The sequence below is a fragment of the Actinacidiphila sp. bgisy145 genome (assembly GCF_057708125.1).
In genome coordinates this window covers 78,954-94,416 of sequence record NZ_JBYIRL010000002.1, presented here as the reverse complement: position 1 = coordinate 94,416, position 15,463 = coordinate 78,954, and the positions used below count along the sequence as shown (strand labels likewise).

Sequence of the window (15,463 nt, the reverse complement as noted above, 5' to 3'; positions counted from 1 at the left end):
GTGCGGCGCGCCACCTGCGCGGGTGAACGCCGCGGACCCGGGCTGACGCTCGGCGCCGTGGGCGTGCCCTGGGGGCGGGCTGCGGCGTTGTACGGCTCATGAACGTATTCCGCATCCTCACCACCGCCGCGGCCGGCTCCTTCGTGCTCGCGGCTGCCGCGCCCGCCGTGCAGGCCGCCGACCTCAGCTCCACCCTGGCGAGCACCGCGGTGACCGCCTCCGACACCGGCGCCCAGGCCGGCAGCGTCGCCTCCGGCGTGATCCAGCAGTCCGGGGTCGGCTCGAAGGTCGACGCCGTCCAGAAGGCCGTCAAGGCCGGCTCCGACGCGGTGACGGCGGGCAACGAACTGGTCAACGGCTGACCGCCGCCCGCACGGAAAAAAAGGGGCGCCCCTTCGGCAAGGGGCGCCTCTTTCGCGCGCCCCGGCCGGGGCGGCGGTTCGGCTCAGCCGCGGAGGGTGCTCACCGGGACCGTGAAGTGGGCCGCGGTGCCGAGGACTTCCTCGTCGGCGGCGAAGGCGCGCAGCGACTCCTCGGTGATCGTCGCGCCCGGGACCGCCGCGGGCCACGGGCGGCTGGCCAGGATCACGTAGACCGACCCGCGGGCGCGGGCCGCGGCCGTCCACTGGTCCGGCACCGGGCAGGTCACCTTCAGGTAGGGCATGGTCAGCACCGCCTTGCCGCCCTCCACCAGCACCCGCACGTCCACCTTCGGGGCCTGCGCGACGTCCAGGACGGTGCCGCCGACCGGCAGCCCGATCTGCCGCGCGGCCTCCAGGACCGCCTCCTGACCGGCCGCCGGGCCGTCCGCCCCGTCGCCGAGGGAGTAGGCGAGCAGGAACGGGGTGTCCTCGCCGTCCTCGTGGCTGCCGGCCCACGGGATCACCACGAGGGTGCCCAGCCGGCTCTGGAGGGGCGACGCGGGGGCGGTGTTGGTCTGGCTCATGCGCCGGACCCTAACGGGCGACGGACCCGTTCCGGCGCCGATATCACCTCAGCGGGCGACCTCGGGGCACGGGATTCGCCCGTTCGTGGAAAGGGAGGCACCCCGGTTCGTATCCGGTGGCGGACGGGTGCGGGAAGCGGGCGCGGGAAGCCGTCACCGATTCGGTCCAACCTGCGTGACCATTCCTGGTCCCGGCCGTTGCCCAATGCGTCGAAAGCCGCAGCGTTGCGGTGATTCTCATCTCGTAAGACGTCTCAGGGAGATCTTGATGTCGCGTATCGCGAAGGCCGCGGCTCTCACCGCCGCCGCAGGTGCCGCGCTGGCCGCTGGTGCGGGTGTGGCTTCGGCCGACGCCGGTGCCGGGGGCGCCGCGGTGGGCTCGCCGGGTGTCGTGTCCGGCAACCTCGTCCAGGTGCCGGTGCACATTCCGGTCAACGTGTGTGGCAACACCATCGACGTCGTCGGCGTGCTCAACCCGGTGTTCGGCAACCAGTGCGAGAACAGCTCCTCGCACGACGACGGCAACTGGGACAGCAGCGGCGCCCAGTACTGAGCCCCGCCCCACCCGCACGGCCCCCGCCCGGAGTACGCACCGGTCGGGGGCCGTTCACATGTCGTGCCGGCCGTCCGCGAACCCCCTACGCGAACTCGTGCGTCAGCTCTCCCCTTTTTCGGTCGATCTTCCTGCTCGTTCGCTCCGGAGGCGGCCGCACATGTCGTGCCGGCCCTCCGCGAAGGGGCCCTGCGGCCACCCCCTCCGCGAACTCGTGCGTCAGCTCTCCTCGTACGTGTAGTACTTGCGGTAGTCCAGCACCCTTGAGGGCGGGACGTTGAACGGGGGCATCGGCTCGGTGAGGCTGATGACGCGGCCGTGCTCGGGGTCCTTCGTACCCAGGGGCTTCGCCGGGAGGTAGCCGGACTTGGGGTGCAGGCGCTGCCAGCGGGCCCAGATCAGGTCGATGAAGGCGTGGTGCAGCCAGAACACCGGGTCGTTCGGCGAGGACCCGCCGATCATGTGCCCGCCGACCCACTGGTGCACCCGGTTGTGCAGGTAGCCGCCCTTGGTGTCGCTGACGACCCACCCCTCCATCTTGTTGCGCAGCCCCTGGGTGCCGGGCGCGGAGTTCCACGGCGCGGTGTCGTACGTCGCGATCTTCAGCGCGTCGTTCAGCTCGGCGGCGGTCGGCAGCACGATCGGCCGGTCCGGGCGGCCCATGTTGCGGGTCAGGTACCGCTCCCGCGTGACGCCGTAGGTGATCGGCCAGTTGCCGGTCCCGTACGCGAACGGGCCGGTCATCACCTGGCCGTCGCTGGAGCGGCCGTTGCCGCCCATGAAGTCGTCGTCCCACAGCGCGGACGTCTCCGACCGGTCGGCGGTCCAGTCCCAGTACGGGATGGTCACCTCGGGGTCGATCATCCGCAGCTCGTGCTCGAAGACCAGCAGGAACTGCCGGTGCCAGGGGAAGAACGTGGGGGCCATGTGCGCCACCCGCAACCCGGTCTCGCCGTCGGCACTGAAGTACTGGGTGTGCAGCTTGACGTACTTGTCGTACCCGCCGCTGCGCTTGAGCTGGAGCACGGCGCGGACGAAGCGCGCGCGCTGGTCGCTGGTCAGATTCCGCTGGTTGATCCGGGTGTACACAGGTGCGGGCCCCTCGACGCTCGTCGGTCAGTGATGGTGCGCGGCGGCGGCGTCGGCCAGTTCGGCGCTCCCGATGACGTCGACCGCGCCCCGTGCGGTGGCCAGCGGCGTCGGGTACGGCTGGAAGTGGTTGGCCATGCTCACGTAGCTGCCGTCGAACCGGCGCATGGCGCCCAGGGGCAGCCCGTCGACCAGGAGCAGCAGCCCGCTGGGGTCGTCGGAGGTGAAGCCCTGGATGCGGCGGCCGCGGTAGACCTCGTCGAAGAGCGGCACGCTCACGTCCTGCGGTGCGGAGCCCGGCCCGCCGTCCGCCGCCGGCTTCCCGTCGGTGCCGCCGTCCGCCGCGGTGGCCGCGGCCGGCTGCCCTGCGGCGAGCATGGGGCGCAGCCCCGCCGCGGTGCCCGAGACGGCCGCCGCGGTGATCAGTCCGGTGCGGAGCACTCTTCTGCGTGATGCCATGCCCGGCTCCTTTCTCGGCTCTCGGCCGCGGTTCATCTTGCCCGGCGCGGCCCCGAATCCCGGGACCACCGCCGACGACCGGCAACGTTGATCCGGAAATTCACCTGACCGGGTGATGTCGTCGGTGGACGGCGACGGGTCTGATAGGGGAAGGGGATTCCTTGTGGGCACGGGCAGTTCGCCTTGAAAAGCCCGATCGTATGTCCATCTGAAGGTATGCGGCGCGGCCGTCTCCGAAGTACCGAATCCACGAGTGCCATTTATTCGTACGTTATGACTGACGGTCAGGCGGCGCTTCCCGCACGCCTTTTCCGTCGAACGAGGAGTGGCCATGGCCGAGCGGCACCACTGGTGGGCACGGGGGAGCGTCGCACTGGCCACGGCCGCGGTGCTGCTGTCCGGGGCGACCGCGACCGGGCTCGGCGACGACTCCGCCGGGCGGCTGCTCGGGCGGCCCGCGTACGGCACCCCGGTCGCCGGCCCGCTGCCGTCGCAGACCGCCCCGCGCTCCGGGCCGTCCGCCGGCACACCGACCACCGCCCCCTCGGCCGCGCCGAGCCCCGCGGCACCGGCGAACGGCGGGCTGCCGGCGATGGGCGCGTTCACCGACTCCGGCGCCAAGGGCGTCCAGAGCCTGGCCGGGCTCCAGACCTGGCTCGGCGGCACCCAGGTGAACGTCGGCCACACCTACCTGCCGGGCGACGACTGGGACAGCATCGAGGGTGGCGGCGACCTGCTCCAGCCGTGGGCCGACTGGACCCGCGCCCAGCCCGGCCGGCTCTTCGTGCTCAATGTGCCGATGCAGGCCGACAACGAGGGCCATGTCCCGGACGCCCAGGTGCGCGACCTCATCGAGCAGGGCGCGAGCGGCGCCTTCGACGCGCACTTCACCACGCTCGCCCGGCGGCTGGTGCGACTCGGCGTCCCCGACACGGTGCTGGTGCTCGGCTGGGAGATGAACGGCACCACCTACACCCACCGCTGCGGCCCCGACCCCGAGGGCTGGAAGGCGTACTGGAACCACGTGGTCACCGCCATGCGCGCCGTCCCCGGCCAGCACTTCCGCTTCGACTTCGCACCCAACCGCGGCCAGGACGCGATCGGCTGGACCACGTGCTACCCCGGGGACTCCACCGTCGACATCATCGGCATGGACTCCTACGACCAGCCGTCCGGCGAGACCTTCCAGCAGCAGGTCACCGAGCCGTACGGGCTCCAGGCCCAGGTGGACTTCGCCGCCGCGCACAAGAAGGCGATCTCCTACCCGGAGTGGGGCCTGTTCCGCAACGGCGACGACCCCGACTACATGAGCCTGATGCTCACCTGGATCATCACCCACCACCCGCTCTACCAGACCATCACCGACTACTGCCCGCACGGCGTGTGGCAGTGCGCGCAGAACCCCGCCTCCTCGAAGGTGTACCGGGCGCTGCTGTACGACCGGAAGACCGTCAGCGCGGCGCCCGCCTCACCCGCGCCCACACCGTCCCCCGGCACCTCGCCGACGTCCGCGCCCGCCGAGAGCTGCGTGCCGATGCCGCTGAGCGAGGTGCTCAAGCAGTCCTACGCGAGCGGGCAGGTGTGCGTACGGCTCGAGCAGCGTCCGAAGCCGTCCGCCACCGCCGCCATGCCCTCCCCCGGGCCCACCAGCGCCCTGTGACCGTCCGGCCGGCGGACGCGGCCTAATTCCGGCGGCGCCTGCGCAGTTCGCGCAGCCGGGTGCGGGCGGCGGTCGCCAGCCGGCGGGCCAGCAGCGACGGCAGGGCGCGGCGGGTGCCCAGCAGGAGGCGGGAGTTGGGGGCCGGGGTCGGGCGCCAGTGGGACTTGTGCGGCTCGGCGCCCCGCAGCATGCTCAGCACCGGCCGCCCGGCGGCGGTGAGGCGGGCGCCGTGCCGCATCAGGAGGGTGTTGAGGTCCACCCGCGCGGCCCGCAGGGCGGCGAAGTCGGCGCCGTAGAGGTAGCCGCCGGCCAGGGTCGGGGACAGCACGGTGAAGTTCGCGGCGACCACCTCGCCGCCGATCCTGAACTCGGTGAGCAGCGCCTCGCCGGACCGGGTCATCGCCGCGCCGGCCCGGCCGAGGTGTTCGGCGAACCGGGGCCGGACGTGTTCGGGGGTGACGCCCCGGCCTTCCCACTGGGCGGTGTGCAGCCGCAGCAGCGTACGGATCGCGGCGGGCACCTCGGCGGCCGGCACGTCGTGCTCCTCGACGCCCGAGGCGTCGATCTTGCGCAGGTGGCCGCGGATGCGCTGGCCGCGCGAGCTGCCGACCCGGGCGATCAGCCCGGCCATCGGGCCGCCGGGCAGCTCCAGGCAGTCGGAGTCGGCGAGCCGCCGCTTGGGGCCGCTCCACCGCGCGTACACCCGTTCGGCGGCGGCGCCCGCGGGCACCTCGCGCAGGTCCACGACCGAGCCGGCCGCCGCCTGCCGCAGGCCGCGGACGAGGGCGGCCGTGACCGGCCCGCCGTCGCCTTCGCCGTCGCGTTCGTCGCCTTCGTCGCTGCCGCCGTCGTCGCCGTCGGCCGCCGGGTCGAGGAGCACGTCGGAGAAGTCCGTGATGGCCCCGCCGAGCGGCACCAGCGCGGGCAGCGGCCGGTACACCCGCATCAGCGCGGCCGCGCCGACCAGTTCACCGCCGCCGGTGCCGGTGCTGCCGCTGCCGCCGGTCCCGCCGTCGCCGCGCAGGACCAGCACGACCCGCAGCCGGCCCGCCCGCCCGTACGACAGCCACCACGAGTGCAGCCACGCGTGGCTCTGGAACGGGGTGGCCCGCGGGCAGCTGCGGTGCAGCCGGTCCCACGCGGGGGCGAGGGCGGCGAACTCGGCCGGGTCGCGGCAGATCCGCACCGTCAGCGCACCGCCGGGCGGTCCGGGCGGCGCGGGTCTGGGGCGCGGCGGCCGGGGGGCGGCCGGCGCCGCGGTGTCGGGGCCCTCCACCCTCACACCGCCGTCCGCTCGGGCCGCGGCTCGGCGGGCGACGGGGACGGCGCGGGCGCGGCCGGCGCCGGGAGCTGCGCCGTGCCCTCCTCGCGCCGGGGCCGGACCAGCAGGGCGAGCGCGCCGAGCAGCCCGCCCGCGCTGGCGCCCACCGCGCCGGACAGCGCCGCCGACGGGGAGGACGGCGCGGCGGGCGCGGCCGCGGGGGAGAACAGCAGCAGCCGGACACCGGTGCTGCCGCTGTCGCGGTTGCCGACGGCGGCCAGCGAGCGGGCCACGCCGTTGGCGATGGCCGCGGCCGTGCCCGCCTTGGCGGAGCTGCCGGTGACGGAGATCATCGGGGCGTCGGGCGACGTCGCCGCCTGGACCCGGCTCTTCAGATCGGCGGCCGCGGTGTGGGTGGCCGCCTGCGCCCCGGCCAGCACCGCGGAGCCGGTGACGATCCGGCCGTATGCCTGGGCGAAGCCGAGCGCGGTCGGCGCGTCGGTGCCCTGCTGCGGTACGACCATCACGTAACTGGTCGCGGTGTACTGCGGGCTGGCCGCGAGGCCGTACCCGACGCCGCCGAGCAGGCCGACGCCGATGCCGAGCGGCAGCGGCAGCCAGCGCGGCAGCGCCCGGCGCCGGAGCGGGGTGCGGCGGCCGCGGTCCTGCGGGGCGCCGATGTCGTCCGTGTGGTTCACGGTGTGTCTCACTTCTGGGCGGGTGTCGGGGTGGAGGTGGCTTCGGCGGCGGCGCCGGGCGCGGTGGCCGGCTCCTGACGGGACGGCGGCGGCGCGCCCTGCGCCGCGGCGGGCGGCGCGGGCGGTACGGGCGGCAGGGGCGGCGCCGCCGGGCGTGGGGTCGCCTGCGCGGGCGGCGCCGGGTACGGATGGGCCCCGGCGGCGCGGGCGGGGTGCGGCACGCCCGCGCCGGAGCCGCGCCGCGCGGCCCCCCGCCGCTCGCCCGCCTGCTCGTACAGCGCCTTGACCAGCTGCGCGGTACGGGCGATGTGGTAGTAGTCGACGGCCGCGGGCGCGGGCAGCCGGCGCGGTCCCGCGCGGTGCTCCGCGGCCAGCGCGGCGGGCAGTTCGTCCAGGTCGATCCGGCAGGCGCCGGGCGCGTCCTCGGCCGGCACGTCCTCCACGGCGGGGCACGCGGTGTACAGCGCGGGCAGCCCGGCCGCCAGCGCCTCGACCACCGCGAGCCCGAACGCCTCCTCGGCGGAGACCGACACGAACAGGTCCATCGCGGCCAGCAGTCCGGGCACGTCCGCGCCGCCGGAGTCGGTGACATGGACCCGCTCCACCAGGCCCAACTGGTGCACGAGCCGCAGCAGCGGCACCCGTTCGGGGCCGTCGCCCGCGAGCAGCAGGTGTACGTCCGGCACCTCGGCGACCGCCCGGACCAGCGCGTCGAACCGCTTGCCGGGCACCTGCCGCCCCACCCCGCCGACGACATAGGCGCCGGCGGGGATGCGCAGCCGGTCGCGGGTCGCCGCGCGCGAGCGCGGGTCGAAGCGGAACCGGTCCGGCTCGATGCCGTTGGGCGCCAGGCGCACCCGCTCCTCCGGCACGCCCCAGTACACCAGCCGCTCCGCGACCGTCGCGGACACCGCGAGGGTGCCGTGGCCGAGCCGCTCGGTCGCCCGGTACAGGGTGCGGGTGCCCAGGCCCAGCGGCCGGCCCTCGATCTGGGTGGCGCCGAGCGAGTGCTCGGTGGCCACCACGGTGCGCACCCCGGCCAGCCGCGCGGCGATCCGCCCGTAGACGCAGGCCCGGTACAGGTGGGTGTGCACCACGTCGTAGCGGCCGGCCCGCATCAGGCGGGTCAGGCGGGGCAGCACGCCGAGGTCGCGGTTGCCGGCCATCCGCAGGTGGTGCACCCGCACGCCGTCGGCGCGGATCGCGTCGGCCACCGGGCCGGGGTCGGTGAGCGTGGCCACCTCGCACCTGGCGTCGAGGTGCCGCAGCAGCAACCGCAGTTGCTGCTCGGCGCCCCCGACGTTCAGGCCGGTGATGACGTGCAGGACTTTCATGTGTCGCCTCCTGGGGGCGCGGCGGGCGAAGCGGCAAGTCCGGCCCGGCGGCGCCGGTGCACCAGCCGCTTGGCGTGCAGCCGCAGGGAGTTGTCGTCCTCGCCGACGTAGGTGCGCGGCAGGTCGTGGACGCAGGCGAGCGGCCCGGGCTCGACTCCGCAGGCGTAGTCGTATCCGGCCTGGCGGGTGGCGAGCATGGTGCGCGCGTCGGCCGCGCCGTAGGGGTAGCAGAAGCCGGCCGGGGCGGCGCCGAGGATGTCCGCCAGCAGGCCGCGGCTCTCGTTGACCTCGGCGTCCAGCTCCGCGTCGTCGAGGTCGGTCAGGCGGCGGTGCAGCAGGCCGTGCGAGCCGACCTCGATGCCGGCGTCGTGCACGGCGCGGATGCCCTCGGCGGTCAGCAGCGGCTTGCGCGGGCCCTCCGGGTCCCAGGCGTTGGTGCCGCCGAGCCGGCCGGGCAGCACGAACAGGGTGGCGGTGTGGCCGTGCGCGCGCAGCAGCGGCAGCGCCTCGTCGAGGAAGTCGGTGTACCCGTCGTCGAAGGTCAGCCCCACCAGCCGGCCGGCCCGGCCGTGGGCGCGCGCGGCGAGCAGTTCCCGGACGCTGACGCCGGTCAGCCCGCGGCGGCGCAGCCAGCGCAGCTGCCCCGCCAGCCGCTGCGGGGTCACCGTGATCCGGTACGGGTCGCCGGCCCGGCGGTCGCCCACCGAGTGGTACATCAGCGTCCAGGGCGCCAGGCTGTCGTCGGACGCGCTGGTGCCGGCGGCTGGTTGTGCGGTCCGCTGCGTGGTCGTCGGTCTGGTCATGGGCGGCCCTTCCGCGTGACGGTGGCGAGCAGGTACGGGACTTCGGGCACCCGGACGGCGAGCGCGGCGCCGGCGAAGACGGCGGGCACCGCCACCGCGCAGGCGGCGACGGCCACCACCGGGTCACCCAGGTGGTGAGCCACTACCCACCCGGCCCCGGTGGCGCACAGCGCGGCGAGGGTGATCCGCCCGATCCGGGGCGCCACCGCGGCCAGGCGCACCGCGACGGTGTGCGCGCCCAGGCCGCGCAGCAGCAGCGCGGCGGTCACGGTGATGCCGAGCGCGTTGCCCGCCGCGATGCCGTACGCGCCCCACGGCCCGACGGCGGCGGCGTCCGCGGCGGCGGTGACCAGCAGGCCCAGCCCCATGGCGGCGGCCGGGTACCAGGTCGGCCCGGCGGCCGAGAAGTACGGCCGGACCAGCGCCCCGACCAGGCTCTGGCCGAGCAGCCCGAGCGCGTAGACGCGCATCACGGTCGCGGTGTCCGCGGTGTCCGCGGCGGTGAACTCGCCGCGCTGGAAGAGGACGTCGATGATCTGCGGGGCGCACGCGATGACGTAGGCGGTGCCGAGCAGCACCACCAGGCAGGCGAGCGCGAGGTCCCGTTCCACCCGGCGCCTGGCCTGCTCGCGGTCGCCGTCGGCCAGCGCGCGCGAGAGCACCGGGAAGGTGACCGTCACGATCATCACCGACAGCGCCATCGGCAACTGGGCGACCTTTTCGGCATAGTTGAGGTGCGAGATGGCGCCGGCGGGCAGCGGGGCGGCGAAGAACCGCTCGACCAGCACCTGCGCCTGGCGGCTGAGGGTGAAGACGACCACCGGTGCGAGCAGGGCCGGGCCCAGCGGGTTGCGGCGCCGCGGGCCGTCCCACCCGGTCGGCGCGGCCGACCGCAGCACCTTCAGGAAGGACGGCAGCTGGGCCGCGACCATCAGCGCGCCGCCGACCGCGACACCGGCGGCGGCCGCCCGCACCCCGAGGTGGCCGTGCAGGGTGAACAGCACTGCCACGATGCCGGTGTTGTAGGCGACGTAGATCGCGGCGGGCGCCGCGAAGCGCCGGTGCGCGCGCAGCGCGGCGCTGAGGTACCCGGCGGCGCCGAAGGTGAGGACGGTCAGCGCGGTCAGCCGGGTGCAGGCGGCCGCGGTGGCCGGGTCGGCGATGCCGGGGGCGAGGACGCGGACGACCCACCCGGCTCCCGCGGCCAGCGCCGCGGTCAGCAGGGCCAGGGCGGCGAGCAGCCGGGGCAGGGTGCCGCGGACCAGGGCGCGCGGGCCCTGGCCCCCGGCGAGCGCCGCACTGAAGGCGGGCACCATCAGCAGCGCCATCGCGTCCTCGATCAGGACGGTCGCCGCGACCTCGGGGATGGTCCAGGCGACGAGGAAGGCGTCGGACTCCGCGCCCGCGCCGAAGAGGTGGGCGATGCCCTGGTCGCGCACCAGGCCGAGGACGGACCCGGCGACGCTGAGCCCTGCGGTGGCCGCGGCCGCGTGGGCCATCCGGGAGGAGGGCTCTCCCGGCACGGTGGGGGAGCCGCCGGGGGCGGGCGCCGGGGTGGCGGCGGCCCTCCCGACGCGCGGGTGGGGCGGGGCGATGTCGAACGGCTCGGGCGCCGGCGCCCACACGTCCGGCGGCTCGGGTTCGGCGGCGGTGCGGACGGCCGGGCGGAGCGGAAGCCGGGGGTCGTCGGCCGGGTGGGTCCAGATGTCGTGGGGCAGCTCCCCGGTGCTCTCGCGCCGCCGCGCGCGCCGGGAGGCGGCCGGTCCGGCGCCGGGGGGCCGGCGGGTCATCGGGCGGGCTCGTCGGTGGAGTTCAGGGCCCACCAGGCGGTCAGGCCGAGCAGGACGGCGGTGAGCGGGGTGGAGGGGCCGCCGATGTCGGCGTACAGGAAGTCCACGGCCTGCCACAGCAGGAGCCCGACGGCGGCGAGGCCCGGGGCGACGGCGCCGCGGGCACGGAGGCGGCCTGCGGCACCCGCGGCGGCGGCCGTTCGCGGCGCCGGCAGGAGCGGGCGGCGGGCGGCGCGGCGGGCGCGGTAGAGGCGGGCGCCGCCGGCGGCGAGCAGCGCCGCCCAGGAGCCGGCGAGCAGCCCGCAGCCGATGAGGCCCTGCTCGGAGAGGGCCAGCAGGTACATGTTGTGCGGGGAGAGCAGGGGTTCGCGGGTGAAGGTCTGCCCGGCGCCCGCGGTGTCGCTGCCGGAGTCGAGGGCGAGGGAGGCGTGGGAGTCGCGCTCGTCGGGGAAGCGCTTGAGGCCGACGCCGGCGGCGGGGTGCTCGCGCCACATCGACAGCGCCGCCGACCACAGGGTGTACCGGTCCGTGACGGACTGGTCGGGCGCGTCGGTGACCTGGGTGATGCTCGCCAGCCGCTGGGTGATCATCTGGGAGCCGACCCCGACCCCGCCGACCAGCAGCACCGCGCACGCGGCGAGCGCCGCGAGGACCCGTACGGCCTGCCGCCATCCGGCCAGCAGCGCCGTCACCGCCAGCGCGAGCGCGGTGGCGATCCAGGTGCCGCGGCTGAAGGAGACGGTGAGCGGCACCAGCAGCAGGGCCGCGCACACCGCGGCCCCGGTACGGACCGCGCGCCGCCCGGGCGCGAGCGCGTACCCGGCCGCGATGACGACCCCGTAGGCGACGACCGTGGCCATCCCCATGATGTCCGAGGGCCCGAAGGTGCCCACCGCGCGGACGTCCTCGCCCTGGTAGGAGGCGCCGGTCCCGGTGGCGTACTGCCAGACCCCGATCCCGCCCTGGACCAGGGCGAGGGCGACCACCGCGCCCGCGACGACGGCGAAGTCCCGCCGGTCGCGCAGCAGCAGGACGAGCGCGGCCGGCACGAGCACGAACACCTGGGCGTAGCGCACGAACCCGGTGGCCGAGGCGCCCGGGTCGGGCGAGGTGACGGTGGCGACCGCGAAGCCGACCAGGGGCGCCCCGAGGACGGCGGCCGCGGCCGGGCTGAGCAGCCGCCGCCGGTCGCGCAGCAGCCGTACGGCGCAGGCGAGCACCAGCACCGCGCTGGCCGCGTCGGCCGGGGTGACCTTGCCGGACGTGCTGACGTCGCCCGGGGCGACGGGTGCGGCCAGCAGCGCGATGGTGGCGAGCGCGGGCAGCAGGTGGGCGTACTCCGTCAGGTGACGGTGTGTCAGTTTACGGGTGTGAGCTTTCGGGTGTCGGGCGCGGCCGGGAGGCGTGCGGAGGGTCAGGGCCATCAGCTACCGCCGAACCGGAAGAACGACGTCGCGGTGCGGACGATGATCGCGACGTCCTGCCACAGCGACCAGCTCTCGATGTAGTGGTTGTCGAACCTGGCCCGGTCCGGGATGGAGGTGTCGCCGCGCAGGCCGTTGACCTGGGCCAGGCCGGTGATGCCCGCGGGCATGCGGTGCCGGTCCCGATAGCCGGGCAGCTCGGCGCCGAACTTCTCGACGTAGAAGGGGCGCTCGGGGCGCGGCCCGACCATGCTCATGTCGCCGCGCAGCACGTTCCACAGCTGCGGCAGCTCGTCGAGCGAGGTGCGGCGCAGCAGCCGGCCGACCGCGCTGGTGCGCTCGTCGTGGGCGATGTTCCACAGCGTCGCGGACTCGTTGTCGTCGGCGGGCCGCAGCGTGCGGAACTTCAGCAGGGTGAACGGCCGCCCGCCCAGGCCGATCCGCTCCTGCCGGAACAGCACGCCCGGGCCGTCCGAGAGGCGCACGGCCAGGGCGCAGCCGGCCAGCACCGGGGCGGCCGCGGCCAGCGCGAGCGCGGCGAGCACCACGTCCAGCAGCCGCTTGCCGCGCGGCAGCCGGTGCGGGCGGGCGGTGAACGGGCGGCAGGAGTAGCCCCACAGGTGCGCGGACCCGATCCGGTCGGCGACACCGCTGCCGCTCCGCCGCTCGTCCGCCTCGACCTGCCAGATCCGGCAGCCGCGTGCCGTCAGCAGTTCGGCGGCCGCCACCGTGGCCGGTCCGGCCGGGCCGACCACCACGACATGGCGGACCGCGTCGCGCACCGCGACCCGCGCGATGTCCGCGGCGGCGGTCACCGCCAGCCGCGGCAGCGGGGCGGCCGGGGCCGCCATGGGAGCCGCCGCGGTGCCGGCCTCCTCCGGGGCGCCCGGGCGGGTGGCCGGCAGCGTCGTACAGGGGTCCGGATACCGTGCGGGGTGCGCGGAACGCCCGTCGGGGAAGGCGTGTTCGGGGGCGAGGGTGGCGAACGCCGCCCGGACCAGGTCGTGTTCGCCCGGCCCGTCGGCGTCCGCGGGCGTGGCGAGCGCCACCGGGGCGAGGCCGTACTCGGGGTGTTCGCGCAGCGCGGCCGCCAGGTGATCGGCGGCGGGGGCGGCGCCGACGACCAGGGTCGGGGCCGGGGAGCGGCGGGCCCGGGCGCGGTGCAGGCGGTGCGCGAGCGCGCGCAGGGCGACGGCCGTGCAGCCGGTGAGCGCGGCGGCGTCCAGGAGTTCGGGCCAGCCCAGCGCGCTGTGCCGCTCGGTGGCCGCACCCGCGGCGGCGGCCAGGCCCCAGGCGAGCACCGTGCCGAGCGCGACCGCGGGCACCTCCTCCAGCGCGGCGGGCGCGAGCGCGGGCCGGTAGAGGCCAGCTCTTCGGTGCGCGGCCAGCAGCACGCACAGCAGCACCACGGGCAGCACCGGCGCACCGGCCGGCCCGACCGCGCACAGCCCGGCCGCCGCCGCCAGGCAGTCCGCCGCGACGAGGGCGCGGCCGGGCGAGGGCACCCGGCCGGCACCCGGGGCGCGCGCCGCGGTGTCCGCCCGGGGCGCGGAGTGCTGCTCCGGGACGGTCTCCCGAGCGGTCCGCGCCGCGCGCGCCGACCGGGCGGAGCGCGCCCCCGCGGCCCGTACGGCCTGCGGCTGCGGCATCACCACCCTCAGGTCGGCGCTCCCGGGGCGCCCTTGGCCCGCGGCGGTCTGCCACCGGCTCGGGTCCGCCGCCGTACGGGTGGCGCTCCGGCCGGGGTGCGCGCCGTACGCCGGGTCGGCCGGGTCGCCGTACGAGGCCCCGGCGGCGTAGGGCGGGTCGCCGAACGAGGCGTCGCCGTAGGCCGCGTCGCCGTACGGGGGCAGGCCCGTCACCGGCCACGGCGGGGGCGGGGCGGGGGCGCCCTCGGGGGCGGCGCGGTCCGGGGTCGCGGGGCGGTTCACGCGGTTCACCGGGCGGGCACCTCGGCCTCGCGGGCGGACCCGGCGGCGGCCGTGCGCGCCAGGTGCGGCACCAGGTCGGCGTACAGCGACCCGACGGCCGCCGCGGCGCCGCGCACGTCGTGCCGGTCGCGGACGTGGGCGAGCGCGCGCAGTCCCGCTGCGGTACGGGTCGCCGGGTCGGCGAGCAGCCGCACCAGCGCGGCCGCCAGCTCCTCCGGCGCGCCCGGCGGCACCACGCACCGCTCGGTGTCGGCGGGCGGCAGGCTCTCCCGGGCGCCGCCGACGTCGGCGAGGACGACGGGACGCGCGCAGGCCATCGCCTCCAGGGGCGCGAGCGCCATCCCCTCCCAACGGGACGGCTGCACCACGACGTCGGCCGCCTGGTACCAGGGCAGCGGGTCCGTGGTGGCGCCGGTGAACAGCACGCTCATCGGGGCCGCGGCCATGAGCTGCCGCCGGTCCGGCCCGTCGCCGACCAGCACCAGCCGGGCCGACGGCAGCCGCGCGGCCACCAGCGGCCAGGCGCGCAGCAGCACGTCCTGGCCCTTCTGCGGGCACAGCCGCCCGACGCAGGCCACCACGGGTGTGCCGGGGGCCAGGCCCGCGAGTTCGGGCAGCGCCGCGCGGGCGAGGTCACCGCGCAGCGGCGGCCGGAAGTGCTCGGTGTCGATGCCGTTGGGCACCACGGCCCACCGGCCGCGCACGCCGTGCGAGGCGCCGGAGTCGCGTTCGGCGCCGCTGACGCACAGCACGCGGTGCGCCCAGCGGGCGGCGGCGCGCTCCCAGCGCAGCGCCGCCCAGCCGGCCGGGCCGGACACCGCGTCGTAGGACCAGGCGTGCGGCTGGAAGACGGTGGGGACGCGGCCGCGGGCGGCCAGCCGGCCGGCCAGCCCCGCCTTGGAGCTGTGCAGGTGCAGCAGGCCGGGGCCGGTCGCGCGCAGCACCCGGGCGAGCGACCGCACCTCGGCGGGCAGCGCGGGCCCGGGCGAGCGGCCGGCGGGCCAGGCCGCGACCTCGGCGCCCACGGAGGCGGCCGCGGGCCCCAGGTCGCCGCCGGGCGGGCAGGCCACCACGACCCGGGCGCCGTGCGCCACCTGATGGCGTGCCAGGTCGGTGACGACGCGGGCCACCCCGCCGTCCACCGGCTGCGCGACGTGCAGCACCGTCAGCCCGTCGAGCCGGGCTGCTGTGTGCGGCCGGGCGCCCCCGTCGGGGCGGACGCCCGTGTCGGGCGCGGCCGCCCCGTCGTGCCGGGCTCCCCCGGCCACCGCGGTCCGCACGGCGGCGGTCGTCGGGGGGACCTCGTCGTCATGGTCTTGCGGCATCGCGCGCCGTTCCCTTTCTCCGGGACCCGGAGAAGTCCGAAGTCCGGTCGGTACCGCGGCCCGGCCGGCCGGCTCCGGCGGTTCGCCCGGAACGCTGGACCGACCGCGACCGAGGAGCGGTCGACCAGCCGTGGTCGACCGACCTTGATCAACGGGCCGCGTGCACTCAACGAATACGGTGCCTGTCAGG

Annotated in this window: 13 protein-coding genes and 1 pseudogene; 3 read left to right on the top strand and 11 right to left on the bottom strand. The window is 76.6% G+C overall.

Going from position 1 to position 15,463, the window contains the following annotated elements:
* Window positions 1-98: 98 nt before the first annotated feature.
* Window positions 99-362, top strand: a complete 264-nt coding sequence (locus AC3ERT_RS02175; protein ID WP_335971466.1) for a hypothetical protein — start codon at window positions 99-101, stop codon at window positions 360-362.
* 83 nt (window positions 363-445) lie between these two features.
* Here AC3ERT_RS02175 and AC3ERT_RS02170 read toward each other — a convergent pair whose 3' ends face one another.
* Entirely contained in the window at window positions 446-946 is a 501-nt protein-coding gene (locus tag AC3ERT_RS02170) for a DUF5949 family protein (protein WP_335971464.1), read from the bottom strand.
* A gap of 268 nt (window positions 947-1,214) precedes the next feature.
* On the opposite strand from AC3ERT_RS02170, the gene AC3ERT_RS02165 reads away from it, so the two are divergent.
* Window positions 1,215-1,499, top strand: a complete 285-nt coding sequence (locus tag AC3ERT_RS02165) for a chaplin (protein ID WP_335971462.1) — start codon at window positions 1,215-1,217, stop codon at window positions 1,497-1,499.
* A 219-nt stretch (window positions 1,500-1,718) separates the two neighbouring features.
* On the opposite strand, the gene AC3ERT_RS02160 is transcribed toward AC3ERT_RS02165, so the two are convergent.
* Together AC3ERT_RS02160 and AC3ERT_RS02155 are read right to left on the bottom strand one after the other, a co-directional pair.
* Window positions 1,719-2,588, bottom strand: coding sequence for a tyrosinase family protein (locus tag AC3ERT_RS02160; protein WP_435127604.1), 870 nt, complete (start codon window positions 2,586-2,588; stop codon window positions 1,719-1,721).
* Window positions 2,589-2,615: 27 nt separating this feature from the next.
* Window positions 2,616-3,047 (bottom strand): tyrosinase family oxidase copper chaperone, encoded by a 432-nt coding sequence (locus AC3ERT_RS02155; RefSeq protein ID WP_335971458.1) that lies wholly within the window; start codon window positions 3,045-3,047, stop codon window positions 2,616-2,618.
* A 331-nt stretch (window positions 3,048-3,378) separates the two neighbouring features.
* Between AC3ERT_RS02155 and AC3ERT_RS02150 the strand changes: the two genes are divergently transcribed.
* Complete coding sequence (locus AC3ERT_RS02150) at window positions 3,379-4,707, top strand: glycoside hydrolase family 26 protein (RefSeq protein ID WP_435172389.1); 1,329 nt, start codon at window positions 3,379-3,381, stop codon at window positions 4,705-4,707.
* Between the two features lie 22 nt (window positions 4,708-4,729).
* Here AC3ERT_RS02150 and AC3ERT_RS02145 read toward each other — a convergent pair whose 3' ends face one another.
* The 8 genes and pseudogenes from AC3ERT_RS02145 to AC3ERT_RS02110 all read right to left on the bottom strand — a co-directional run bounded on the left by AC3ERT_RS02145 (window position 4,730) and on the right by AC3ERT_RS02110 (window position 15,273).
* On the bottom strand, window positions 4,730-5,893 hold the full coding sequence (locus AC3ERT_RS02145) for a GNAT family N-acetyltransferase (protein WP_435172614.1): 1,164 nt from the start codon (window positions 5,891-5,893) through the stop codon (window positions 4,730-4,732).
* 92 nt (window positions 5,894-5,985) lie between these two features.
* Complete coding sequence (locus AC3ERT_RS02140; RefSeq protein WP_435172388.1) at window positions 5,986-6,666, bottom strand: YveK family protein; 681 nt, start codon at window positions 6,664-6,666, stop codon at window positions 5,986-5,988.
* Window positions 6,667-6,902: 236 nt separating this feature from the next.
* Window positions 6,903-8,000: pseudogene (locus AC3ERT_RS02135) on the bottom strand (glycosyltransferase); the annotation flags it as partial.
* Entirely contained in the window at window positions 7,997-8,803 is an 807-nt protein-coding gene (locus AC3ERT_RS02130; RefSeq protein WP_435127612.1) for a polysaccharide deacetylase family protein, read from the bottom strand. The gene AC3ERT_RS02130 and the pseudogene AC3ERT_RS02135, both read right to left, overlap by 4 nt.
* Entirely contained in the window at window positions 8,800-10,593 is a 1,794-nt protein-coding gene (gene murJ / locus AC3ERT_RS02125) for a murein biosynthesis integral membrane protein MurJ (protein ID WP_435172387.1), read from the bottom strand. The genes AC3ERT_RS02130 and murJ overlap by 4 nt, the downstream gene beginning before the upstream one ends.
* Window positions 10,590-12,017 (bottom strand): O-antigen ligase family protein, encoded by a 1,428-nt coding sequence (locus AC3ERT_RS02120; RefSeq protein ID WP_435172386.1) that lies wholly within the window; start codon window positions 12,015-12,017, stop codon window positions 10,590-10,592. Before AC3ERT_RS02120 ends, murJ begins: the two co-directional genes overlap by 4 nt.
* Window positions 12,017-13,957, bottom strand: coding sequence for a sugar transferase (locus AC3ERT_RS02115; protein WP_435172385.1), 1,941 nt, complete (start codon window positions 13,955-13,957; stop codon window positions 12,017-12,019). The genes AC3ERT_RS02120 and AC3ERT_RS02115 overlap by 1 nt, the downstream gene beginning before the upstream one ends.
* Window positions 13,954-15,273: a glycosyltransferase gene (locus AC3ERT_RS02110; RefSeq protein WP_435172384.1), complete on the bottom strand. Its 1,320-nt coding sequence runs from the start codon at window positions 15,271-15,273 to the stop codon at window positions 13,954-13,956. The genes AC3ERT_RS02115 and AC3ERT_RS02110 overlap by 4 nt, the downstream gene beginning before the upstream one ends.
* Between the last annotated feature and the right edge of the window lie 190 nt (window positions 15,274-15,463).

Excerpts from the sequence above, each read along its gene's own strand:
- AC3ERT_RS02120 (WP_435172386.1), bottom strand. The coding sequence starts at position 12,017 with ATGGCCCTGACCCTCCGCACGCCTCCCGGCCGCGCCCGACACCCGAAA.
- AC3ERT_RS02175 (WP_335971466.1), top strand. The coding sequence starts at position 99 with ATGAACGTATTCCGCATCCTCACCACCGCCGCGGCCGGCTCCTTCGTG.
- AC3ERT_RS02165 (WP_335971462.1), top strand. The coding sequence starts at position 1,215 with ATGTCGCGTATCGCGAAGGCCGCGGCTCTCACCGCCGCCGCAGGTGCC.
- AC3ERT_RS02130 (WP_435127612.1), bottom strand. The coding sequence starts at position 8,803 with ATGACCAGACCGACGACCACGCAGCGGACCGCACAACCAGCCGCCGGC.
- AC3ERT_RS02110 (WP_435172384.1), bottom strand. The coding sequence starts at position 15,273 with ATGCCGCAAGACCATGACGACGAGGTCCCCCCGACGACCGCCGCCGTG.
- AC3ERT_RS02170 (WP_335971464.1), bottom strand. The coding sequence starts at position 946 with ATGAGCCAGACCAACACCGCCCCCGCGTCGCCCCTCCAGAGCCGGCTG.
- murJ (WP_435172387.1), bottom strand. The coding sequence starts at position 10,593 with ATGACCCGCCGGCCCCCCGGCGCCGGACCGGCCGCCTCCCGGCGCGCG.
- AC3ERT_RS02150 (WP_435172389.1), top strand. The coding sequence starts at position 3,379 with ATGGCCGAGCGGCACCACTGGTGGGCACGGGGGAGCGTCGCACTGGCC.
- AC3ERT_RS02155 (WP_335971458.1), bottom strand. The coding sequence starts at position 3,047 with ATGGCATCACGCAGAAGAGTGCTCCGCACCGGACTGATCACCGCGGCG.